We start from the raw sequence: 21,578 nt of genomic DNA on the forward strand, positions 1-21,578 counted from the left end.
GACAAGCATGAAAACAACCACTTGAGCCGCGTCACTTGAATCAAATTCACAGCGACGCGCTGCGACCTTTATCGGTCGAGACGGATGGCCAGGACAGTGACAGTCTGATACGATTTCGACAAACTGTAATGGTGCGGAATGCAATACAGATGAACGAAGAACCAGCAGGACGCACACGCGTGGAGATCGTGGTCGCGACGATCCGCCAGCGTATATCAGGGCGCAGCCTGACGCCGGGCGCGAGGCTGCCCTCGGTGCGGGGGCTGGCGGCGAGCATGAAGCTGTCGACCTCGACCGTCGTCGATGCCTATGAGCGCCTAGTCGCCGAAGGCGCGATCCTGGCAAGACCAGGCTCCGGCTTCTATGTCGTCAACCAGGCAGCGCCCTTTGCGCTTGCCGATGCCGGGCCGAAACTCGACCGTGCGGTCGATCCGTTCTGGATATCGCGGCAATCGCTGGAGGCCGGCGAGAGTGACCTGAAGCCCGGCTGCGGCTGGCTGCCGCCCGCCTGGCTACCGGGCGAAGCCATGCGCCGCGGGCTCAGAACACTTTCCCGCGCCGATGCGCCGGCGCTTGCCGATTACGGCCAGCCGCTTGGCCTGCCGCCTCTGCGCCAGCTGATCTCGCGGCGCATGGCCGAGCGCGGCATCGAAGCCTCGCCGGATCAGATCATGTTGGCCGAATCCGGCACGCAGGCAATCGATCTGCTCTGCCGTTTCCTGCTGGAACCGGGCGACACGGTGCTGGTCGACGACCCCTGTTACTTCAACTTCCATGCGCTGCTGCGCGCCCATCGGGCCAAGATCGTCGGCGTCCCCTACACTCCGTCCGGCCCCGATATCGAGCTGTTTGCCCAGGTCGTCGCCCAGGAGCGGCCGCGGCTCTACATTACCAACTCCGCCATTCACAACCCCACCGGCGCGGTTCTTTCCCCCGTCACGGCCCACCGGCTTCTGAAACTCGCCGACCAGTTCGACCTCACCATCATCGAGGACGATATCTTCGCCGATTTCGAATATACGCCGGCGCCTCGCCTTGCCGCCTTCGACGGGCTCGAGCGGGTCATCCACATCGGCAGTTTTTCGAAGACCCTGTCGGCCTCGGCTCGCTGCGGCTTCGTCGTCGCCAAACCGGAATGGATCGACGGTCTGACCGATCTCAAGATCGCCACCTCCTTCGGCGGCGGCCGGCTGACCGCCGAACTGGTGCTGAACGTCTTGAGCGATGGCAGCTATCGCAAACATATGGAGACGCTGAGAAACCGGCTTTCCCGGGCGATGGGCGAGGTGTCGGCCCGGCTGAAAGGCCTTGGCATAACGCCCTGGCTGGAGCCGCCAGCCGGGATGTTCCTCTGGTGCCGCCTGCCCGACGAAGTCGATGCGGCCGATGTCGCGCGAGCCGCGCTGGAGAGAAAGATCGTGCTGGCCCCCGGCAATGCTTTCAGCCTGTCGCAATCGGCGACGAATTTCATGCGGTTCAATGTATCGCAGACGCTGGATGCGAGGGTATTCGAGGTGTTGGGGGACGTGTTGGGGAGGCAGAGGAGATAAGAAAGGTGTCGTAGAGCACCCGCCTCGTCCTTCGAGGCCCCTGCGGGGCACCTCAGGATGAGGCTCTCTTGAAGGCCGCGTTCTCCTTCAGGACCGCTGCGAGCACGTCAGGAAGAGCTATCCTGGGAACCATCGCCGCGCCCCACACCTCAAAACGATCGATTGAGCGCCTTATCGTTCTCCAGGCGCGTCACGCAACCCTCCAGCTTGGCGAGCAGCAGGTCGAAGTCGAGCGGCTTGGTCAGATAGTCGGCAGCACCGGCGCGCAGGCCGGCGAGCGTGTTTTCCCGGTCGGTCAGCGCCGTTAGCAGGATGAAGGGGATGTTGGAGAGCTCCGGATGATTGATCTGGATTTCCGCCAGAAGCTGGTGCCCGTCCATAACAGGCATGGAAATATCGCTGATGACGATGTCGGGCCATTTCGACAGTATGATTTCCAGGCCTTCGGCGCCGTTCGAGGCCTCGAGCGTCTTGTAGCCGGCCTCGCTCAGCTCTTCGACGAGGAGATTGCGGATCTCGACTTCGTCTTCTATGCACAGGACTGTAACCATGAGCTCTTCCTTAAGCTGCGACTTGTTGATCCGACAATAGAACCTCTATTGGCAGAGAAATGGTAAATGTTGTGCCCTTGCCAAGCTCGCTCGTCACCACGACGCTGCCGCCGTGCAGCTCGACGACCTGCTTGACGAGGTTGAGTCCGATGCCGGTTCCGGCAATGCCCGTGGCGCTGCGTGCCCGGTAATAGGGTTGGAACAGTTTCGGCAGATCATCCGCGTCCATGCCGATGCCACTGTCGGCAACGGCGATTTCGACCATCTTTTCGTCAACCCGAGCGCGAACATAAATGTCAGGCGCATGGGGCGAATATTTGACGGCATTCGACATCAGGTTGGTAAAGACCTGTTCCATCGCGCTGCGATCGAACGTCAACACGCCGGGTATCGGCTCAAGATCGAGATGGAAGACGTGCGAGCGGCTGAGCTCGCGCTGTCTGTCGCAGCAGGCGACGAGCAGGGCTTTCAGATCGCCTTCGCTCCGCTTCAGAATGATCTGTCCGGTTTCCAGCCGGCCGCTGGCGAGAATGCTCTCCATCAGATCGACCATGCGCACGACCGCGCTTCGGATTACTCCGGCCTTTTCGTGAACGTACTCGCCGCTGACATTGGCCGTCGAGCGGCGGAGCCGCTGGGCGGCGGCGTCGATGATGGCAAGCGGCGTTCGAAATTCGTGCGAGGCCATGGCGACGAACTGGCGCTGGAGCGCGTTTACCTGGCGTTCGTGGGCCAGCAGGCGGTCCAGCTCGGCCCTTTGCCGTTCGATTTCGGCCGTCCGATCAGCCACCATCTCTTCCAGGTGATTGCGGTGGTGGGTGAGCTCGGCCTGGCTGTCGATCAGGGTCAGCGACGTACGATGCAGTCCCCGCCCAAGCCAGAACACCGCGGCGATCAGCAGCGCCAGGCAGCCGAGCCCTGCCGGCGCGATCTGCTGAAGCAGCATGAAGCCAGGCCGGATCGGGTTCCAGATGAGATAGCCGATCGTGCCGCCGTCATGAGACGATACCGGCACCTGCGCCCGTGCGCCGCTCTTCGACGCGGTAAAATGCATCCCTTCGAGCCGCGCATAATAGGCGATGCTTTCGACAGCCTTTGCGTCGATGAACTTGACCGAGACGGCGATGAACTCCTGGCCCGCCTCGATTTGCATCCTTGTCGAGCTCGGCAAAATGGGACGCGCGCTCGTTATCGCCGGCCTGTTGCCGATCATCACCGTGCGAACCCTGGCCAGCTGGCCAAGCGGTTCGCCGCCGGGCTTTTCGGCCTCGAGGAGAGCAGCCCGCATCTCGCCGGCCAACGCCGTCATTTCTTCGCCGTCATCGCTGCCGAGGCGCGGCGGCATGGCGTCGGCTCCGTCGCGGAAGGCAAACATCAGGCGATTGCTATCGTCGAAGATGTAAGTTCTGTCATGCCCGAAATACCGGCTGGTCCAGCGGCCGACATTGTCGAGCAGCCATTCATGGTTCCGCTGCTTGGCATAAAGGAAGGCGTCGTCCCATTTGGTGACGCTTTCCTGTTCCCGCGGAAGTGCATTGATCTGCTCTTCCAATCCCTGGGCCACGAAGTCCGCCTGTCGGCGCAAATAGAAATCATCGACCTTCACGGCGGCGATCCAGGCAAATCCGCACAGCAACACGGCCGCCGCGCAGGTGAGAGTCACCAGGACCAGCGTGATGTGCGATGTGAGCCTGACCTTCAATCCCCGCAACCTTTTGATGGCGCCCCTTATTTGAAAAATTGACACGCAAAGGTTGACGGACCATGAATTGCGCCTCATAGGGCTGGCGTAGCCGGTGGATGATTGCCCTCAACCGCAGGCACCTTCAGTAGCAATCGAAGGAGAAGAGCATGGACGCCGGATCGTCGCCGGACATGTCGGACATCAGGATCGAACCAATCGCTGCCGCACATATCGACAGCTTTCATCGCGCGCTCGACACCGTCGCGCGCGAGAAGAAATACCTGTCTATGCTGGAAGCGACTCCCCTGCCGCAGACCCGCGAGTTCGTGATGGGCATGATTGCCAAAGGCAACCCGCAGTTCGTTGCCTTGATTGGAGACGAGGTCGTTGGCTGGTGCGACATCAGCCGGCACTTTTTCCCATCGCATGCCCATCGCGGAAATCTCGGAATGGGAATCCTTCCCGCCTATCGCGGCCGGGGTCTAGGACGAAAGCTGATGGAGACGACATTAAGTGCCGCACAGCAGACCGGTTTCGCTAGAGTCGAACTCGATGTTTACGAAGACAACAGCCGGGCGATCGCTCTCTATGAAAAAATGGGCTTCGTGCGCGAGGGCATAATTCGGCGCGCTGCACGCATCGACGGCCGATTCATCGATGCAATCGGTATGTCGTTTTTGTTCGATGAGGATGGGTCGGCATAAATCGGCAGCGCACCGGCATCGGAGGATACCAGGAGCAGCGTTGCGGCGTGCTTCGAGGCTCCCTCCGGGCTGTGCACCTCAACATGAGAGAACGTTGGAAGTTGCCGCGCGCCATTGGCAACCGCCGAGAGGATGCCGCCGCAGCGGCCACGAGTGCCTCATCCTGAGGCGCCCGCAGGGGCCTCGAAGGACGAGGCGGGTGCTCCGGCGATCGCCGGATGCAAGGGCTCACCCGGTGGCGCTTGCGCTCGCCCGCCGACGCTCACGGCCGGCGCACCGCTCGGATCTTGCCGCTGCCGCCTCCGCCGCAGAAGAAGCGGTTGGCGCCGTCGGATTCGAGGCCGGAGACGCCGGCGCCTTCCGGCATATCCAGCCGTTCCAGCAGCTCTCCGGTATCAGGATCGATGCGTCTGACGTCGCTGTCGTCGCCCTCCCAGGTGCCGTGCCAAAGTTGGCCGTCGACCCAGGTGACGCCGGTCACGACGCGGTTGGATTCGATGGTCCGCAGAATTTTGCCGGTCTCCGGATCGATCTGATGGATCCTGCGGCCGCGATGCTGGCCGACCCAGAGCGTGCCCTCGGCCCAGGCAAGGCCCGAATCGCCGCCGTTGCCGGGCGCGGGGATGGTGGAAAGGATGCGGCCGGTCTTCGGATCGATCTTGTGGATGACATCCTCGGCGATCTGATAGAGGAATTCGCCGTCGAAAGCCGTTCCGGCATGGGAGGCAACCTCGATCGAGCGCACCACCTCGCCGCTGTCGGGATCGAGCGCGTTCAGCCTATCGCCCGAGGCGAACCAGACATGCCGGCCATCGAAGGTGACACCGTTGACGCGCTCAGCGCCGGGAAAAGGCCCGTATTCACGCAGGATCGTTGCAGCCGATTTCTTCATCTCTTCCTCCTGATGGATTTGCCCCATCCTAGTCGCTCGGCAGCGGCCCGGGGAGTAACAAGATCGTCGGGAAAGCTGCGAGCGGCGGGCTCAGCCAGCGGCGCGCCCGCCCGCGCCCGAGCGATTGCGCCTTGCCCTCCCCGGCCAACACATCCAGCGCCCGCTGCACGGTGCGCGGGCTCGCGCCGAGCGCGATCGACAGCGCCGAACTCGACCACGCCTCGCCATCAGCCAGAAAGGCGAGCACCGCCGCATGCGGTCCTTCGACGAGCGGCGCAAGCCCGGCGATCTCGCCGGCGCCGCGCGGCGTGAGGCGAAAGCCGCGTTTCGTCGCCGAAATCTCCGCAAGAGCTTGCAGGGCGGCGCGCAGCCGACCGATCTCGACGCGCAGCCGGGCGCGATGCGATTCATCGGCATGCTTGCCGCGGAAGGCGCGCGCGATGAGCGCGCCACGCGAGACATCGCCCGGCCAGGCCTCGGCAAGCGCACGGGCAAGGGCGAAAAGCACCGGCCGCGTCGCCAGCGGCACGACGGTATCTCCCTTGCGCACGACATGGCGGCAGGCATCGACGACCAGCGTCTCCCCGGAGAACAGCGTCTCCACCTCGTGAAGCAGCAGCGGGCGCTCGCCGCCATGTGAAATCAGCCGCGCCGCCGGCATGTCGAGCACGCGGGCGGCGGCTTCGACCTCCGCCGTCAGAGCCGGGATATCGGCTTCCTGCGCCGAAAGCCTTGCCCGCTCGAGCGCCGCGCGCGCCGCTTCGGTCCGGAGTCGGCGCACGGCGATGCCCGATGCCACCAGCTCATGGGCGGTTCGCAAGGCCGGCGGCAGCGGCATCGGGTCGAGCGCGCCGAGCGCCTGCTCTGCCTCATCGAGCCGACCGATCAGCACCAGCCTGCGAATGGCGATATTGCCGGCATGGGCGGCGTTGACGCGGTCGCCGCGCGCCTGAAGGGTTGCCCGCGCCGCCTCCAGCGCCTTGACCGGCCAGGTGAGGTCACGCGAGGCGAGCGCGATCTCGGCCTCGGCGACGAGGCAGCGGGCGCGGGCCACCGCCTCGCGCGGGCCGAAGGCGCGGGCCGCACTCTTCAGCAACGCCTTGGCGCGGACGAGATCGCCGAGCTGCGCCATGGCGATGCCGCGCAGCGCCAGCGCCGGCGCATCCTCGCGCAGCGCCACCCGCTTCAGCGCGCCGAGCGCGTCCCCCGATGCCAGCGCCCGCGCGGCGGCGGTGATCAGCGAGTCCATTCAAATCCCGTCATACTTGTCACTCCCACCATTTGCCTGACCGGCGGTAGTCTTCTCGCAACCGGCCGGCAAGGCCGCCGGATGCTACGACAATTGGCAAGCAAAGGAGAAGACCCATGACTGGTGAACTGAACGCAACGCGCGAGCGCTGGCTGGCGGCGCGACTCGCTCTGCTCGAAGAGGAAAAGGAACTGACGCGGCGCAGCGACGCGCTGGCCCTCAAGCGCCGGCAATTGCCGCGGGTGAGGATCGACAAGCAATATCGCTTCGACACCGAAAGCGGCAATGCCTCGCTGCAGGATCTCTTCGGCGGGCGCTCGCAGCTGCTCGTCTACCACTTCATGTTCGGCCCGGATTACAGCGCCGGATGCCCGTCATGCTCCTCGATCGCCGACGGCTTCAACGGCTTCTTCGTCCATCTCGAAAACCACGACGTCGCCTTCTGGGCGGTCTCGCGCGCACCGCTTGCAAAGCTTCAGGCCTTCAAGCGGCGCATGGACTGGAGCTTTCCCTGGGCTTCCTCCGCCGGCAGCGATTTCAACAGCGATTTCAGCGTCTGGTTCAGTGCCGAGCAGCAGCTGCGCGGCGAGATCGAATATAACTACCGCCGCGAACCGCCCGCCCCCGAACCGCGCGCAGGCAGGGCGGTTGCCGAGTGGGAGCAGCCGGACGACGAAAGCCCGATCGGGCAGATTGCCGCCATGACCGGCACCGACGTGCCCACCTATGTCCGCGACCGGCCGGGTGTCAGCGCCTTTGAGCTGATCGATGGCACCGTCTACCACAGCTATTCGAGCTACGCGCGCGGACTGGATGGGCTCTGGGGCATGTACCAGTGGCTCGACCGTGCGCCGAAGGGCCGCAACGAAACCGGCATCTGGTGGCGCCACCACGACCGCTACGACAAGGAGTGACGGTGATGCGGCCCCTCCTCCACAGCTCGAAAAGCGGCAGCGAACACGCCGCACCAGGCGACAGCGCCGCCTTCAATACAGCCGAATGGCTGTCGATGTCCGCGGCCGCTGACGGGGCGGCCGCCAAGCCGGGCAAATCCACCCGGAGCTTGTCCGCCGCCGAATGGTTGTCGCTCGCCGCCGCGCCAACCTTCGCGATCATGGCACTGCTGACGGCCGCCAACGGCAGCACCGACATGATCTGCATGGCCGCGCCCGAGACCTTCCCGATCGGCGGAATGGTGCCGATGTATCTGTTGATGAGCGGCTTCCACTTGGCGCCATGGCTGCGGGTCATGGCCAGCTGGCGAGGCCTGTAGGCACATGCCCGTTCTCAATAGGAGAAAATCGATTGCTTCCGTTTTATTGGTGCCGGCGTTCTAGGCGATAAAATGCCGGACTCCTTTGGGGCCGCTCCGCTTCCGCTTGAGAGATTGAAACTTTTTTTCTGCAGGACGGCCCAGGCAATTCTCGGCCGCCTGGTCCTGCGCTATCATCTGATTCCGGCGCAGCCCACGCCTCCCCCCTCCATTGGGAAAGCAGACGTCATGCGGGGCTACCTGACACCGAACCGACTGTTCGAGCACCTGGCATAAGGAGGGATTGCGAACGACGCTCGCAATAGGAGGTTTATCCATGAAGACGACTCAGCCCATCTATCACCTTAAGCGTAAGGCCAAGGCGTTATCGCGCGCCGAGGACATACCGCTGCATCAGGCGCTCGACCGCATTGCCAGGGACGAAGGCTATGGCCGCTGGAGCCTACTGGCGGCAAAGGCATCGGAGACTACGCCCGCCAGCGAGCTGTTTGCGCACTTGCGGCCCGGCGACCTCCTGCTCGTCGGCGCCCGGCCCGGCCACGGCAAGACCCTGATGGGCCTCCGGCTCGCCGTCGAGGCGATGAAGACGGGCCATCCCGGCATATTCTTTTCGCTGGAGTATACGCGAGAGAATGTCGAAGACCGCTTTCGTGCTATTGGCATCGACCGCGCGCAGTTCGATCACCTGTTCGAATTCGACGGCTCCGACGCCATCAGCGCCGATTACATGACCGCGAGACTGGTCTCCGCTCCGCGTGGCACCCTCGTGGTCGTCGATTATCTCCAGCTGCTCGACCAGAAGCGGGAAAACCCGGAACTCTCGGCCCAGGTCGGCATTCTGAAGGTTTTCGCGCGCCAACGCGGCATAGTCATGGTTTTCATCGCTCAGATCGACCGATCCTTCGAGATGGCGCAAAAACCGCTGCCCGACATCGGCGACATCAGGCTGCCGAACCCACTTGACCTGCAGCTGTTCGACAAAACGTGTTTTCTGAACAACGGAAAGATGGTCTTCGGCGCGGCGGCTTAGGGTCTGCGCTGCCCCGGTCGCAGGTCTCACGCCTGACCCGCGACCGGGTGTTTACGAGCGGACCAATTCGCGCTTCTGGCACGCAGACCAGATGGCAGATCTCGCTCCGCTGCGCCCTTTTAACTTAGGGCTGGCATGAGCGGACGGGATAACTCTTTCGAGTAGTATGTTCGATACCTGCGATCCGCAGAACTCTCACGGGACACGACGCACCGACGATGAACCGGAGAGAGAGACCGGAGTGAGGCTCGGCAACCCGCATTCGCCAGTCCGATGCGCCGTATCTGTCCGGTTCCGATTGTCTTCCAGCCCCAAATTGTGCCATGACCTGTCGACCCCAGACGCAACAAAACAAGGTGCGGCATCGGCATGAAGAAGATCGGATTCCTTTCGTTCGGGCACTGGACGCCCTCGCCGCAATCGCAGACGCGCTCGGCGGGCGACGCACTGCTGCAATCGATCGACCTTGCCGTCGCGGCGGAGGAGCTCGGTGCCGACGGCGCCTATTTTCGCGTGCACCATTTCGCCCGCCAGCTGGCCGCCCCCTTCCCGCTGCTGGCCGCCGTCGGCGCGAGAACCAGCCGCATCGAGATCGGCACTGCCGTCATCGACATGCGTTATGAGAACCCGCTCTATATGGCCGAGGATGCCGGCGCCGCCGACCTGATCGCCGGCGGGCGACTGCAGCTCGGCATCAGCCGCGGCTCGCCGGAGCAGGTGATCGACGGCTGGCGCCATTTCGGCTATGCCCCGCAGGAAGGTCAGGACGAGGCCGAGATGGCGCGGCGCCACGCGGAAGTTTTTCTTGAAGTGCTGCGCGGCGAAGGCTTTGCCAAGCCGAACCCGCGGCCGATGTTTCCCAACCCACCGGGTCTCCTGCGTCTCGAACCGCATTCCGAGGGTCTGCGCGAGCGAATCTGGTGGGGCGCCAGCTCCAACGCCACCGCCGTCTGGGCGGCAAAGCTCGGCATGAACCTGCAGAGTTCGACGTTGAAGGACGACGAGACGGGAGAGCCGTTCCACGTCCAGCAGGCCGACCAGATCCGCGCTTACCGCGAGGCCTGGAAGGCTGCCGGCCACACCCGCCAGCCGCGCGTCTCGGTCAGCCGTAGCATCTTCGCCCTGATCGACGACCGCGACCGTGCTTATTTCGGCTACGGCAACGACGAGAGCGACACGATCGGCTTCATCGACGAGAAGACCCGGGCGATCTTCGGCCGCAGCTACGCCGCCGAGCCCGACGTCCTGATCCGGCAGCTCGCCGAGGATGAGGCGATCGCCGAGGCCGACACGCTGCTGCTCACCGTACCCAACCAGCTCGGGGTTGCCTACAACGCCCACGTTATCGAGGCGATCCTGACCCACGTCGCCCCAGCGCTCGGCTGGCGCTGAGGCGGCGTCGGGACCTTACTGCCGCGTCGGGCGTTGATGCTGCGAGCCTTGAATCGATCCCATGACGACCGACTTAAGGCCGTAGCCCGAACCGCTCGAGTTGCCTCATGCCGCGTACGAACCTCAACGATATCCTGATCTTCATGGCCGTCGTCGATGCCGGAAGCTTCATCGCCGGCGGCCAGGCCATGGGCCTGTCGCGATCGGCAGCGGGAAAGGCCGTCATCCGCCTGGAAGATCGCCTCGGCACGCGCCTGCTCAACCGCACCACGAGAAGGCTGAGCCTGACCGACGAAGGCCGGCTATTCTATGAACACGGGCTGGGAGTCCTCGCTTCGGTCGACGAGGCGGAAGCGAGCGTGGCGGGGCAGAGCGGCGCGCTACGCGGCGTTCTCAGGCTCACCGTTCCCGATGCCTTCGGACGGCTTGTCGTGCTGCCCATCGTCGAAAAATATCTTCTGGCCTGGCCCGACATCCAGGTCGAGGTGAACTTCACCGATCGCAAGGCCGACATCGTCGAAGAAGGTTTCGATCTGGCGATACGGATCGGCGCGATGCCGTCGGCATCCGAGAACCGGCTCGTCTCGCGCGTGATCGCCGCCGACAGGGCGCGGCTCTGCGCCTCGCCGTCCTACCTCGCTGACCGTGGCGAGCCGTGCCACATTGACGATCTCGCCGCCCATGATTGTCTCGTCTTTTCCAGCCGCGATCAACGGCAAGGCTGGCGCTTTCGCGGCGACGACGGCGCTTGGGTCAAGGCGCAGGGCCGCAGCCGCCTGAGGCTCGACAGCAGCGAGGCGATCCGCGACGCTGCCGTTGCGGGTCTCGGCATAGCCCTGCTGCCCGGCTTTCTCGCCGCCGGCGATCTCGCCGCCGGCCGCCTCCGCCATGTCCTGCCGGAGCTCGAAATCGACGACGCCAAGATCGTCGCACTCTATCCCGACAAACGCTTGCTGGAACCGCGAGTGCGCCGCTTCATCGACCTGATAGTCGAGGAGCTGCGGCATCGGTGACCGCAGTACTCTTGCCGTCGAACTCGCGGAAGCTCTTCAACGCCAGGGGCGCGAGCGTCGCTGCAAGATAGGCAAGACCAGTGAACAGAAGTGCTGCGGCAAGACCGATAGTGCTGATCAGGGCGCCGCCGACCAGGCCGCCGAAGGGGATGAGGGCGAAGCACAGGGCGACGTTCAGCGCGCTGACGCGGCCGGTCAGCGGCTTGGGGATGCGCTCGAATATCACAGCCGAAAGGATCGGATTGAGGAAGCCAGAGGCAAACCCGGCGATGGCCAAGGTCGTAAAGACAAGGGCGAGCGGAGCATCCAGCGCGGGCACCAGGAAACGTGGACATCCGGTCAAGAGGAAGGCGACGGTATAGACCGTCAGCCGCGGCAGCCGCTCCCCGGCCGCCGCCGCAATCGCCGCACCGGCGATGGAGGCGCCGGTGAAGACCGCCAGCATAGCACCCAGCAGTTCCGGCCCGTGGCCGGACTCCCGCGTCCAGACGGGCAGCAGGACGGCGTGATAGGCCTGGTCGAGCAGATTGGTGATCGCCACCATGGCGGCGATGCCGACGAGCACCGCATCGCCGCGCAGAAACCGCCAGCCTTCACGGAGCTCGTCGAGATAGGACGTTGCGGGCCCCGTTCGCGCATCCTGCGTGCCGCACGGTTCGCAGATGCGCCGCGAGCCTGGCATGCCGGCTGCGACGATCAGCGCGGCCGCAGCGAAGCTGGCGGCATTGATGAGCAGCGCTTGTCCGGGGCCAATCAGGCCGATCAGCGCTCCAGCCCCGGCAGCGCCCACCGTCGACGCAAGGCGTTCGATCGCCGCAACGACGCCGGTGACGCGCTCCAGCGGCACGGCCGCGAGCGCGGCGATATCGGGAACCATCGCCTGTTTGGCGGCATCGGACGGCCCGCGCAGCACGCCCATCGCAAAGACGACGGGCAACAGCGCCGGCATGCCGAGCAGGCCGAAGAAATCGAGGAGCGGTACCAGCGCCACGACAGCTACGGAGGCGACATCGCAGCAAACGGCGATCCGTTTTGGCCCAACCCGATCGATCAGCGGTCCGCCGAGCGCTCTGGCGACGACATAGGGCAGCATCTCCATCATCGCGGTCAGGCCCGTCAGCACCGGACTGCCGGTCGTGCTGAGCACCAGCCAGGGAATGGCGATGGTCGACAGGCGTGTACCGGAAAGCGAAAGCGTTTCGGCCGCGGCGAGCGCCAGGAACGGCCCGCCCCTTATCACCGCTTATCCCCTTCCCGATGCGGAAGGCGTCCCGGATAGGGAAAGGCGTGCAGCATGACGTAGAAGGGAACCATGCCGGGCGCCTGTGACGTCTCTTCCCCCAGCGACGGCGCCGCCCGCATCGCCTCCAGGATGACATCGGTCAGTCGTTTCGTCAAAGCTTCGGCCTGTGCCGCCGTCATCGGGATAATGATGTCGTCGGCGGCTGTCGCCTTGCGCCACTCGGCCGGCAGCTCGGCATATTCCTCCAGCGCCTGCTGCATCTGGGAAACCTGCAGCGAAAGAGCGGCCTGATTGAAGGCAAGATCGAGTTCGAGCGCCTCACCCTCGGCGTCGCTCGGCGGCACGGATGTGATCTCGTGGCTCGCGCGCCACCAGCGGTCGCGCCGCGAGGCATGCGGCGCCTCCTCGATGAAACCGTATTGGGCAAGCTGGCGCAGATGATAGCTCGTCGCGCCGCTGTTCAAGCCGAGCCGCGCGGCAAGCTGCGTCGCCGTTGCAGGACCATCGATCCTCAGCATGCCGAGCATGCGCAGCCGGACAGGATGCGCCAGCGCCTTCAGCGCGGTCGGTTCGGGCACGACGCGGCTGACGGTGCGGGACGTAGTAGCATCTGTGGCAGGACGAGGGCGCGGGCTTTTCATCCCACAAGACTACCACTGCAAAGATATCTTTGCAAAATTTTCTTTGTGGAAATTGACCGATTGCCCCTCCGCCTCAATCCTCCGGCAGGGTGAAGACCGCACAAGGATCGGCAATGCCACGCAAAGCGTGTTCTCCAAGCAGCACGAGCGGCGCCGACGTGTTTCCCGCCAGGGCCCCCGAGATCAGCACGCTGCGGCCGAGTGGTTTGCAGAGCCCTTCGAGCCGGCTGACAAGATTGACGGCAGGGCCGATGGCGGTGAAATCCAGCCGGTCGGCCGCACCGATGTTGCCCCACAGGATTTCTCCGAAATGCAGTGCGGCACCGAAAGGCAGCGGCGCCAGGCCCTGTGCCCGGCGCACCTGATCGAGATGGGTCATGCCGGCGCGGCTGGCGGCAATGGCCCGCAGCGCCGCCTCGCAGGCGTCACGATCGCTCTGGGCCTTGCCTGGCGCGGCCGCAACCGGGAAGATCGCCAGCACGCCGTCACCGATGAACTTCAATACCTCGCCGCCGAAGGCGTGCACGGCACCGGCGACGCGGTCGAACCAGGCATCGAGCGTGGTGATCATTGCGTGCGGCTCCGTCACTTCGGAGAGCGCCGTGAAGTCGCGCAGATCGGCGCAGAGAAGCGCCGCGCGGATGGTTTCGCCGGTGCCGCGCGCAAGCGCCCCCGCCTGCACCCGCGCCGCACTGCGCCGGCCGAGATAGGCTTCGAGCAGGGCGGCCCGCGCCTCCCGTGCCGCAAGAGCGGAAAGCGGGGCGGCGGCAAAGCGCGCCACGTCGCGCAGACGGTCCGCGTCGGCCGTGCCGAAAGCGCCCGTCCCTCTTCCATCGCCGATGCCCGCCCAGCCAAGCAGCGGGCTCTCCGGCGAGGCTCCGATCCTTTCCTCCCAGACCGGCCCGAGCCCGGCCAGCCACTCGCGCCCGGCCTCGACGGGCGGGGCCGCGGCGAAGGCGAGCGCCTCGATAACGGCCCCGGTCTCCGCCCGCCAGAGCCAGGTGCGCCGCGCGATGATCGGATGCGGCACCGAAAGCGTCAGCGCGCCGCCGGCAAGCGGCAGACCGTCGCCAAGCAGCCGGCGCCCGAGCTCGGCGAGGAACCGTTCGGGACCGGGCGAGGCAGCGGCCTCGTCAACAAGCCAGGCAAGGGAGGAAGGCAGATCCATGACCTAGGATGACATCGCCGGCAAACCTCCGCAAGCCGACGCTTCCGCGCCCGCCCTTCCCTCGGCTTCGGGCAACAACACCGTCAAAAATCCGTCACACGGTGGAAAACAGAAAAATAACACTTTAAACTTGCGCGACTTTGATTCCATTGTAATGTCCTGTCATCCGCGATTGAGGGGTTGCGATGGGCACGACATTCTGGCCGAAAGATCCGCTGGACGGAAACGACATGACGTTGCTGACGTCGATCCTGCGGCGCTGGTGCGCGCGCTATGGAATCGAGTTTACAGCGGACGAAAGCCGGCTGAAGGCGAAGGAACTCGTCGAATGGTTTGAGTTCGGCGTCAAGGATCCCATCGAACTCGAAGAACTGATCGACGGCAAGTACTGGCTCGTCAGCCGGATCTGAACCGGAAACGCTCGAAGTCTCGTGAAAAGAGGCCGGGCGAGATCGCGCCGGCCTCCATCGACATGCCTCTGATCGAGGCCCTTAATCGTCGTCCCAGCGACGGTCGCGGTCCCAACGCCGCTCCTCGCGCCAGCGCGGACCATCCCAATAGCGGTGATGCCGCCGTTCCCAGCCCCAGCGCGGCGGACCGCCATAGAAGGCCACCGGCGGCGGGCGGCGCCAGTTGCGCCGGCATTCGCCCCAGCGCGTCAGATGCCAACCGCGACCACAGGCGTAGTCGACCTGTGTGATATTGCTCTGAACTTTGATTGTCCCGGTCGGCATCGCCTCAGCTGTGCCGATCGAGAGGCTGCCAGCGAGCACGGCAGCCGCGATCAAAAGTACCTTCATCGAGAACTCCAATTCAATCCAGCCGCACCGACTCTAGGGCCGCCAAATTGAACCTGCGATGAATTGCGCGTTCATCTTTGCGGACGCGCCAACCGCCGTCGCGGCGGCCGTCCTTTCAGTGACGACAAGCCATTGGACGTTCCGATGCCCGCAAAAATCCGTTCATGTCCTGCCGTAAAACGGATCGGGGCCGGGGTCGCGCCCGGCGGCGACGTCGGTCAGCCGGTCGAGATAATGCGCCCAACCTTCCGCATGGCCGGCGCACTGCTCGGCACTCGGCAGACCGCTATGGGTCAGCCGCAGCAGCGTCCCGTCGGGCTGCTCGATCAGGTCGATCTCGACCAGGCTCGAGCCCGGCGGCACCACCTCGCTGCCATCCCAGCCGAAACTATAGGCAAGGCGATGCACCGGCACCACCTCGCGAAACGAGCCGCGCGCAAAGCGGGCGCCGGTGACGTTGACGAGATAGAGACCGCCCGGCTGCGGCTCGACCTGAGCCTCCGTCCCCATCCAGCGCAGAATCTTTTCCGGATCGGTCATCAGCGCGAACACCGCCGCCGGCGGCGCTGCGATATGCGCTTCGCGGTGAACGACGAAAGCTTCCGGCATGTCTCCCTCCCGTGGTGTGATGGCCTGCCCGCCTCATGCGGGACGGCGTGTCATGCTGGTTTGGCGTGAGCCCTCCTGGAAGTTAGGGGGAAGTGCGCGCTCAGCAAGACCTTCGGCTGAGGCCGCGCAGCGCGGCTCCCTTGCCTCCATTGGCGGGATTCCAAGCTCAAGGCCTGGAATGATGGAGGTTGGGGGCCACCGCACGTCTTCGACGACGAAACCCTATTGCCAGCCTCTCGCCTTGCCCCTATTGTCCGCGCCGTTCTCAGGGCGGGGTGGAAGTCCCTACCGGCGGTATGCAGTTTCGATTGCGAGCCCGCGAGCGCCTTCCGTAAGGAAGGGTCAGCAGATCAGGTGAGATGCCTGAGCCGACGGTCATAGTCCGGATGAAAGAGAACGTGCGTTCCTGCTGCCCTCCCCGGCTGCCGGCGAACGTTCGTGATCGCCTTGGGTGACGTGTCTGTACGCCAAAGGAGATTACCATGACACCCACCCGTTATGCCTTCGTCAAAGCCGGCTGGCACGCCGATATCGTCGACCGTGCGCTCGAAGGTTTCCAGCAGCTTATTCCAGCTGAGCAGATCGACGTGTTCGATGTACCCGGCGCCTTCGAAATGCCGCTGCTGTCGCGTGATCTTGCCGCCACCGGCCGCTACAGCGCCGTCATTGCCGCCGCCTTCGTCGTCGACGGCGGAATTTACCGCCACGAATTCGTCGCCCAGGCCGTTGTCGACGGGCTGATGCGCGCCGGCATGGATACCGGCGTGCCGGTGCTGTCCGTTTCGCTGACGCCACATCAGTATCAGGAGACGGAACACCACACCCAGATCTACCGCGCGCACTTCGTCGAGAAGGGCCGCGAGGCGGCGCGGGCCGCCCTCATGATCGGCAAGACGCGCGCCGCTCTCGCCGCATAACCGCGGCGCGACGAACAGAAGGCGGCGGCGACAGCGCCCGCCGCCTTGCTGCGAGACCGCCGATACCCGCCACCCCAGACGGAAGAATTGATTCGACGCCCTCGCCGCGCTGTGATCCACTCGAGCCCGACATGTATCGCCATTCTTAATGCGTCCAAACCTCAAGGAGCTGAAGATGAGCAATGCAATGCGCAGTGAACCCCCCGTCGAAAATCCGAAAACGCGGCCTGTCGATACCAAGCTCGAGGTGGTCGTCATCCCCGTCTCCGATGTCGACCGCGCCAAACGTTTCTATGACGGCTTGGGCTGGCGGCTCGACGCCGACTTCACCAATGATGCCGACTTCCGGGTGATCCAGTTTACGCCACCGGGCTCCGGCTGCGCGATCATCTTCGGCAAGAACATCACCGCTGCGGCGCCCGGCTCCGCCCAGGGCCTTTATCTTGTCGTCTCCGACATCGACGCCGCCCGCCGCGATCTCATCGCCCGCGGCGTCGAGGTCAGCGACGTGTTTCATGACGCATCAGGCGTCTATGCCGGCAAGGACGAACCTTATCTCTTCGGACGGCTGAGGATCGCCGGCCGTGATCCCGAGCATCGCAGCTACCGCTCCTTCGCTTCCTTCAAGGATCCCGACGGCAACGGCTGGCTGTTCCAGGAAGTCACCACGCGATTGCCGGGACGCATCGATGCCGACGAGACGGCCTTCTCCACGTCGAGCGACCTGGCGTCTGCCCTGCGCCGCGCCGCCGCCGCCCACGGCGAACACGAGAAACGCAACGGCGGCAAGCACGACGAGAACTGGCCGGACTGGTATGCCGAATATATGGTTAGCGAACAGGCCGGCAAGGAACTGCCGCTATAGGTGGGTCCAACAACACTTGCGGTTTTCTAACGCCCCCTATGGGAGCGGCATCCTCTGGCGTCCCTCATCCAGAGGCGCGCCAGCCAAAGGCGGAGCCTCGGCCCGCTGGCATCACCGCTCGAAAAAATCCCGCCACTGTTTCTCCCCGATCAGGCAGTCCGTGGCGGGCTCCGTGCCGGCGATCGGCTGCACCGTTGCCGGGGCAGACAGGCCGCTGATCTCCATCACCAACTTGCGGCGCACGGCGACGGCGAAGTCCTCGATCTTGCGGACCGGCAGCACGAAGGCGCCGGGACCGCCGATGACGCAGTCGGCATAATATTTGTCCAGCCCGTCAGGCGCGTCGGAAGGCCGCAGCATGAGGGCGAGGCCGTTGATGACCATGCCTGACGCCACCGCCTTGTCGCGGACGGGGGTGACGGGATTGCCGGAATTATTCGGACCGTCGCCGGAAACATCGATCACCTCCCGCCTCCCGCGGAAGGGGCTGGCAATGATCATGCTGACGCCCTGGGTAATCGCGGTGGAGATCGACGTGCGTCGCTGGGTGGCGGTCGGCCGAGCGTCGATCTTGTCGGCAAAGGCGATCGCATCCTGCTCCGTCGCGATCACCTGCCAGTCGATCACCGAACCCTGGACGACATAACCCGCCCATTCGAAATAGCTGATTGCGATGCGGCCGGTGAGCCCGCCCCTCACCGCGTCGATGAATTCCTTGTGTTTCAGCGCTTCGACATAACCGTCGCGCTGGATGCCGATCTCTTCGAAATCCATCGACCGCGAAGTGTCGACGGCCAGCACCAACGTCACGTCGACCTCGTTTGCCGCAGCCTGCGCCGTCGGCACGACACCGGAAAGACCCATGAGCACCGCAAGCGACGTCAGCATCGGCAGATCCCCGCGCCATTCTCAAGCCGGCAGACTGTACCACAGCTTGATCGGGGCCGGACGCACAGCCAAGCGCTGGGCTTCAATTTTCGGTGATGGCACCCCTCAATGCAACGGCAGCCACAAAGGACTTTTCCATGCCTTCAGGGCATCGAGGAAGACCTGCAGGCGCAGGGGCAGGAAGCGGCGGGTGGGATAGACGGCGTGCACGAAGATTTCCGGCGACGACCAGTCCGGCAGCACGCGGATGAGCGCGCCTCTTTCGATCTGTTCGTCGCAATAGGTCGAAGGCAGCAGGCCGATGCCATGGCCGCGATAGGTGAAGGCGCTGACCGCATCGAAATCGCGGCTCGATACCGACCCCGACACGCGCACGTCAACCGATTTGCGGCCGCTGATGAGATGCCATTCCGCTTCACCGTTACGCCCATTCAGGAGCACGCATCGATGGTCTTTGAGGTCCTCGGGGTTCGTGGGAAGCGCCCTGTCCCTGAGATAGCCGGGCGCGGCGACCAGATAGCGCACGCTCTTGCCGAGCCGCTGCGCGACGATGGTGGAATCCTTGAGTTCGCCGAAGCGGATGCCGAGATCGATATTCTCCGCGACCAGATCGAGGAACAGGTTGGTGACGAAAAGATCGATCTGGATCTCGGAATAGGCCTTCAGGAAATCGGAGATGAATTCGTAGAAGACCTCCTGTCCGAAGATGACCGGCACCGAGATCTTCAACAGGCCTTCCGGCTTTCTCTGCGTTTCAGTCAGCGCCTGCTCGGCGTCGAGCAGATGGGCGAGCGGCTCGCTGCACCTGTCGTAATAGGCCCGGCCCTGCGCGGTGAGGCTGAGCTTGCGGGTCGTCCTCTGAATGAGCGTTACACCGAGCTGCTCTTCCAGCGACGTCACCTTCCGACTGGCGGTCGAGACAGGCATGCCGAGCGAATGGGCGGCGCGGCTGAAGCTGCCATATCGCGCCACCTTCACGAAAACGGCGATGTCGTTGAGATCGGCCATGCCGCCATTTTTGCACTGATGCAAAAGAGAATCCAGATATTTCTATCTAATCGAGCAATGCGGGTTTCGCCATATTCACCTTGCGAAAACAATCAACAACCCGATGGCGGCGCGATCGCAGTGGCCCCATCTCGAGCGACCCGCCTTGCCAGGCCCGCGTTGCCCGAACCAGATTATGGAGTTCAACATGACCAAGCAAAGGACTGTCATCGTCACGGGCGCCTCCCAGGGTATCGGAGCAGGCCTCGTCAACGCCTTCGTCGAGCGCGGCTACAACGTTGTTGCCACCTCGCGTCAGGTCAGCGCTTCGGATGCTTTCCAGGCTTCCGACAGGCTGGCGGTGGTCGACGGCGACATCGGCGAGGCCGAAACAGCGGCCCGCGTCGCCAAAACCGCGATCGACCGGTTCGGTTCGATCGACGCGCTCGTCAACAATGCCGGCATCTTCTTCACCAAGCCGTTCGTCGATTACACGATGACCGACTTCCGTAAGCTCTCGTCGACCAATCTCGAAGGTTTCCTGCACCTGACGCAGCTGGTCATCAGGCAGATGCTCGCCCAGAAGACCGGGGGCAGCGTCGTCAGCATCACGACGCCGCTGATCGACCATCCGATCGCCGGTCTTCCCGCTTCGGTGGCGATGATGACCAAGGGCGGCATCGACGCGATTTCGAAGAACCTTGCGATGGAATATGCAAGCGAGGGAATCCGTGTCAACACGGTCGCCCCCGGCGTCGTCGACACGCCCCTGCACAAGGATAATCCGAAGGAATTCCTGAGGACGCTGTCGCCGATGGCAGGCATTTCGAATGTCGATGAAATCGTCGACGCGGTGATCTTCCTCACTGAAGCTCCGCGCGTCACCGGGGAGGTGCTGCACGTCGATGGCGGCGCACATCTGGGCAAATGGTAAACCATGAAAAAGCGCAGGCAGCCGGCGCGGAACGGCGGCTGCAGGAACTCGGCATCACCCTTCCCCCGCCGCCGACACCCTTTGGGGCCTATGTCGAGGCAACGAGAACAGGCAATCTCATCTTCTTCAGCGGCATGCTGCCGGTCGTCGGCCACAAGCCCCGCTATATCGGCCGTGTCGGCGGCGCGCTGACATCGGAAGAGGGCCGTAAGGCAGCCGAGACGGCGACGCTGAGCGCGCTTTCCGCCGCCAGGGATTATCTCGGCTCGCTGGATAGCGTCGTGAGGGTCGTCAAGCTCGGCGTCTATATCGCTACCGAAGGCGATTTCCGCGACCATCCCAGGGTCGCCGACGGCGCGTCCGAACTGCTGCTTGCGGTCTTCGGCAAGGAAAGGCTCTCCGGCCGTGTCGTCCTCGGCGTCGCCAGCCTGCCGCTCGGCATGCCGATCGAGATCGAACTCGTTCTCGAGGTCGAGGAGTGACGACGGAAGGGGCGCCTCAGCGCGCCCCATCCCTATGCCTCAATAGGAGAGTGTCAGCTCTCACCCAGCCGCCAACAGCAGGACATAGGCAACGACGCTCACCATCAATCCACGAAAGGCGAATGTCACACAGCGATATTTGCTGCGCGCGATGCAGGAAAGAATCTCGGCATTTTCAAGATACTGGTCGAATAGATAGCGCTCGTCGCGCCGCAGCGCCGCCTCGAAAAACAGGTCGCGGTGCTTCGGCCAGGCGCCCCAGAAAAGCGAGGTCGAAGTGCCCAGACGACGGGGCAGCACGACGAGGATGGCCGAGAGGATGGAGAAGACCGAGGCTGCGGCAAGCAGGCCCGAAAACAGAATGCTTCCCGGCGCGCCCCCGATATAACGGGCCAGGCTGAAGACCGCCCTCACCTCGCTAGAGCTCACCAAAAAGGCGAGCATGAAAGTAAAGATATAAGCGGCCTTCTGGTCGGAAATCTTGATCTGATCATAAAATATGTCGTTGATTTTCTTGATGTGGTCGAAATACTCGGTGCTGACGTCTCCGCTCGACGGACTGCTCAGCATAACCTCCGTGGCATTTTCGAATTCGCTCACCTGAATACTCCATCCCCTAAAGTGTTTCCCTGATATTACACTTTGCGACGAAAGCAAGAACACGTGTGCAACGCGCTTGACTTTTTCATCCTACACGGACAAACGG

General features: G+C 64.0%; 24 protein-coding genes and 1 riboswitch. Of the genes, 12 read left to right on the top strand and 12 right to left on the bottom strand.

Going from position 1 to position 21,578, the window contains the following annotated elements; genetic code table 11:
• The first annotated feature begins 128 nt into the window (after window positions 1–128).
• Window positions 129–1,550 (top strand): aminotransferase-like domain-containing protein, encoded by a 1,422-nt coding sequence (locus EFD56_RS20995; protein ID WP_126906142.1) that lies wholly within the window; start codon window positions 129–131, stop codon window positions 1,548–1,550.
• A 149-nt stretch (window positions 1,551–1,699) separates the two neighbouring features.
• Here EFD56_RS20995 and EFD56_RS21000 read toward each other — a convergent pair whose 3' ends face one another.
• Window positions 1,700–2,101: a response regulator gene (locus EFD56_RS21000; RefSeq protein ID WP_064818541.1), complete on the bottom strand. Its 402-nt coding sequence runs from the start codon at window positions 2,099–2,101 to the stop codon at window positions 1,700–1,702.
• A gap of 10 nt (window positions 2,102–2,111) precedes the next feature.
• Window positions 2,112–3,803, bottom strand: coding sequence for a sensor histidine kinase (locus EFD56_RS21005; RefSeq protein WP_126906143.1), 1,692 nt, complete (start codon window positions 3,801–3,803; stop codon window positions 2,112–2,114).
• 149 nt (window positions 3,804–3,952) lie between these two features.
• Between EFD56_RS21005 and EFD56_RS21010 the strand changes: the two genes are divergently transcribed.
• A complete protein-coding gene (locus EFD56_RS21010; RefSeq protein WP_126906144.1) occupies window positions 3,953–4,489 on the top strand; it encodes a GNAT family N-acetyltransferase in 537 nt (178 codons plus the stop codon).
• Window positions 4,490–4,751: 262 nt separating this feature from the next.
• Here EFD56_RS21010 and EFD56_RS21015 read toward each other — a convergent pair whose 3' ends face one another.
• Together EFD56_RS21015 and EFD56_RS21020 are read right to left on the bottom strand one after the other, a co-directional pair.
• The gene (locus tag EFD56_RS21015) at window positions 4,752–5,381 is read right to left on the bottom strand and encodes a Vgb family protein (protein ID WP_126906145.1); all 630 of its coding nucleotides are present in this window, start codon (window positions 5,379–5,381) and stop codon (window positions 4,752–4,754) included.
• 28 nt (window positions 5,382–5,409) lie between these two features.
• On the bottom strand, window positions 5,410–6,630 hold the full coding sequence (locus EFD56_RS21020; protein ID WP_126906146.1) for a helix-turn-helix domain-containing protein: 1,221 nt from the start codon (window positions 6,628–6,630) through the stop codon (window positions 5,410–5,412).
• Between the two features lie 116 nt (window positions 6,631–6,746).
• Between EFD56_RS21020 and EFD56_RS21025 the strand changes: the two genes are divergently transcribed.
• The 5 genes from EFD56_RS21025 to EFD56_RS21045 all read left to right on the top strand — a co-directional run bounded on the left by EFD56_RS21025 (window position 6,747) and on the right by EFD56_RS21045 (window position 11,338).
• On the top strand, window positions 6,747–7,544 hold the full coding sequence (locus EFD56_RS21025) for a DUF899 domain-containing protein (protein ID WP_126906147.1): 798 nt from the start codon (window positions 6,747–6,749) through the stop codon (window positions 7,542–7,544).
• A gap of 5 nt (window positions 7,545–7,549) precedes the next feature.
• Entirely contained in the window at window positions 7,550–7,903 is a 354-nt protein-coding gene (locus EFD56_RS21030; RefSeq protein ID WP_126906148.1) for a hypothetical protein, read from the top strand.
• A gap of 316 nt (window positions 7,904–8,219) precedes the next feature.
• Window positions 8,220–8,933 carry a DNA helicase gene (locus EFD56_RS21035; protein ID WP_126906149.1) on the top strand — a complete coding sequence of 238 codons (714 nt, stop codon included), beginning with the start codon at window positions 8,220–8,222 and terminating at the stop codon, window positions 8,931–8,933.
• 369 nt (window positions 8,934–9,302) lie between these two features.
• Window positions 9,303–10,325 (top strand): LLM class flavin-dependent oxidoreductase, encoded by a 1,023-nt coding sequence (locus tag EFD56_RS21040; protein ID WP_012484348.1) that lies wholly within the window; start codon window positions 9,303–9,305, stop codon window positions 10,323–10,325.
• A gap of 107 nt (window positions 10,326–10,432) precedes the next feature.
• Window positions 10,433–11,338, top strand: coding sequence for a LysR family transcriptional regulator (locus tag EFD56_RS21045; protein WP_126906150.1), 906 nt, complete (start codon window positions 10,433–10,435; stop codon window positions 11,336–11,338).
• Here the strand turns inward: EFD56_RS21045 and EFD56_RS21050 are convergent.
• The 3 genes from EFD56_RS21050 to EFD56_RS21060 all read right to left on the bottom strand — a co-directional run bounded on the left by EFD56_RS21050 (window position 11,301) and on the right by EFD56_RS21060 (window position 14,390).
• A complete protein-coding gene (locus EFD56_RS21050) occupies window positions 11,301–12,578 on the bottom strand; it encodes an MFS transporter (protein WP_126906151.1) in 1,278 nt (425 codons plus the stop codon). The two genes, EFD56_RS21045 and EFD56_RS21050, sit on opposite strands and share 38 nt — an antisense overlap.
• Window positions 12,575–13,222, bottom strand: coding sequence for an ArsR/SmtB family transcription factor (locus tag EFD56_RS21055; RefSeq protein ID WP_126906152.1), 648 nt, complete (start codon window positions 13,220–13,222; stop codon window positions 12,575–12,577). Before EFD56_RS21055 ends, EFD56_RS21050 begins: the two co-directional genes overlap by 4 nt.
• Before the next feature lie 73 nt (window positions 13,223–13,295).
• Window positions 13,296–14,390: an adenylate/guanylate cyclase domain-containing protein gene (locus tag EFD56_RS21060; protein ID WP_126906153.1), complete on the bottom strand. Its 1,095-nt coding sequence runs from the start codon at window positions 14,388–14,390 to the stop codon at window positions 13,296–13,298.
• Between the two features lie 185 nt (window positions 14,391–14,575).
• Here EFD56_RS21060 and EFD56_RS21065 point away from each other — a divergent pair, with 185 nt between their 5' ends.
• The gene (locus EFD56_RS21065) at window positions 14,576–14,800 is read left to right on the top strand and encodes a hypothetical protein (protein WP_126906154.1); all 225 of its coding nucleotides are present in this window, start codon (window positions 14,576–14,578) and stop codon (window positions 14,798–14,800) included.
• Between the two features lie 81 nt (window positions 14,801–14,881).
• Here the strand turns inward: EFD56_RS21065 and EFD56_RS21070 are convergent, their stop codons facing one another.
• Both EFD56_RS21070 and EFD56_RS21075 read right to left on the bottom strand, forming a co-directional pair.
• The gene (locus tag EFD56_RS21070) at window positions 14,882–15,190 is read right to left on the bottom strand and encodes a GCG_CRPN prefix-to-repeats domain-containing protein (RefSeq protein ID WP_126906155.1); all 309 of its coding nucleotides are present in this window, start codon (window positions 15,188–15,190) and stop codon (window positions 14,882–14,884) included.
• 162 nt (window positions 15,191–15,352) lie between these two features.
• Entirely contained in the window at window positions 15,353–15,799 is a 447-nt protein-coding gene (locus EFD56_RS21075) for an SRPBCC family protein (protein ID WP_126906156.1), read from the bottom strand.
• Between the two features lie 257 nt (window positions 15,800–16,056).
• A riboswitch (FMN riboswitch) is annotated at window positions 16,057–16,201 on the top strand.
• A gap of 80 nt (window positions 16,202–16,281) precedes the next feature.
• On the opposite strand from EFD56_RS21075, the gene EFD56_RS21080 reads away from it, so the two are divergent.
• Both EFD56_RS21080 and EFD56_RS21085 read left to right on the top strand, forming a co-directional pair.
• Window positions 16,282–16,716, top strand: a complete 435-nt coding sequence (locus EFD56_RS21080) for a 6,7-dimethyl-8-ribityllumazine synthase (RefSeq protein ID WP_004675539.1) — start codon at window positions 16,282–16,284, stop codon at window positions 16,714–16,716.
• A gap of 175 nt (window positions 16,717–16,891) precedes the next feature.
• Window positions 16,892–17,581: a VOC family protein gene (locus tag EFD56_RS21085; RefSeq protein WP_126906157.1), complete on the top strand. Its 690-nt coding sequence runs from the start codon at window positions 16,892–16,894 to the stop codon at window positions 17,579–17,581.
• 111 nt (window positions 17,582–17,692) lie between these two features.
• On the opposite strand, the gene EFD56_RS21090 is transcribed toward EFD56_RS21085, so the two are convergent.
• On the bottom strand, window positions 17,693–18,469 hold the full coding sequence (locus EFD56_RS21090; protein ID WP_126906158.1) for a DUF1194 domain-containing protein: 777 nt from the start codon (window positions 18,467–18,469) through the stop codon (window positions 17,693–17,695).
• A gap of 105 nt (window positions 18,470–18,574) precedes the next feature.
• Window positions 18,575–19,477: a LysR family transcriptional regulator gene (locus EFD56_RS21095; RefSeq protein WP_126906168.1), complete on the bottom strand. Its 903-nt coding sequence runs from the start codon at window positions 19,475–19,477 to the stop codon at window positions 18,575–18,577.
• 187 nt (window positions 19,478–19,664) lie between these two features.
• On the opposite strand from EFD56_RS21095, the gene EFD56_RS21100 reads away from it, so the two are divergent.
• Both EFD56_RS21100 and EFD56_RS21105 read left to right on the top strand, forming a co-directional pair.
• Entirely contained in the window at window positions 19,665–20,390 is a 726-nt protein-coding gene (locus EFD56_RS21100; protein ID WP_004675531.1) for an SDR family NAD(P)-dependent oxidoreductase, read from the top strand.
• Window positions 20,384–20,872 (top strand): RidA family protein, encoded by a 489-nt coding sequence (locus EFD56_RS21105; RefSeq protein ID WP_126906159.1) that lies wholly within the window; start codon window positions 20,384–20,386, stop codon window positions 20,870–20,872. The genes EFD56_RS21100 and EFD56_RS21105 overlap by 7 nt, the downstream gene beginning before the upstream one ends.
• A gap of 60 nt (window positions 20,873–20,932) precedes the next feature.
• Here EFD56_RS21105 and EFD56_RS21110 read toward each other — a convergent pair whose 3' ends face one another.
• Window positions 20,933–21,472 (bottom strand): Pycsar system effector family protein, encoded by a 540-nt coding sequence (locus EFD56_RS21110; RefSeq protein ID WP_016733485.1) that lies wholly within the window; start codon window positions 21,470–21,472, stop codon window positions 20,933–20,935.
• Window positions 21,473–21,578 lie beyond the last annotated feature (106 nt).

This window comes from Rhizobium phaseoli (assembly GCF_003985125.1).
Classification (GTDB): Bacteria; Pseudomonadota; Alphaproteobacteria; order Rhizobiales; family Rhizobiaceae; genus Rhizobium; species Rhizobium phaseoli.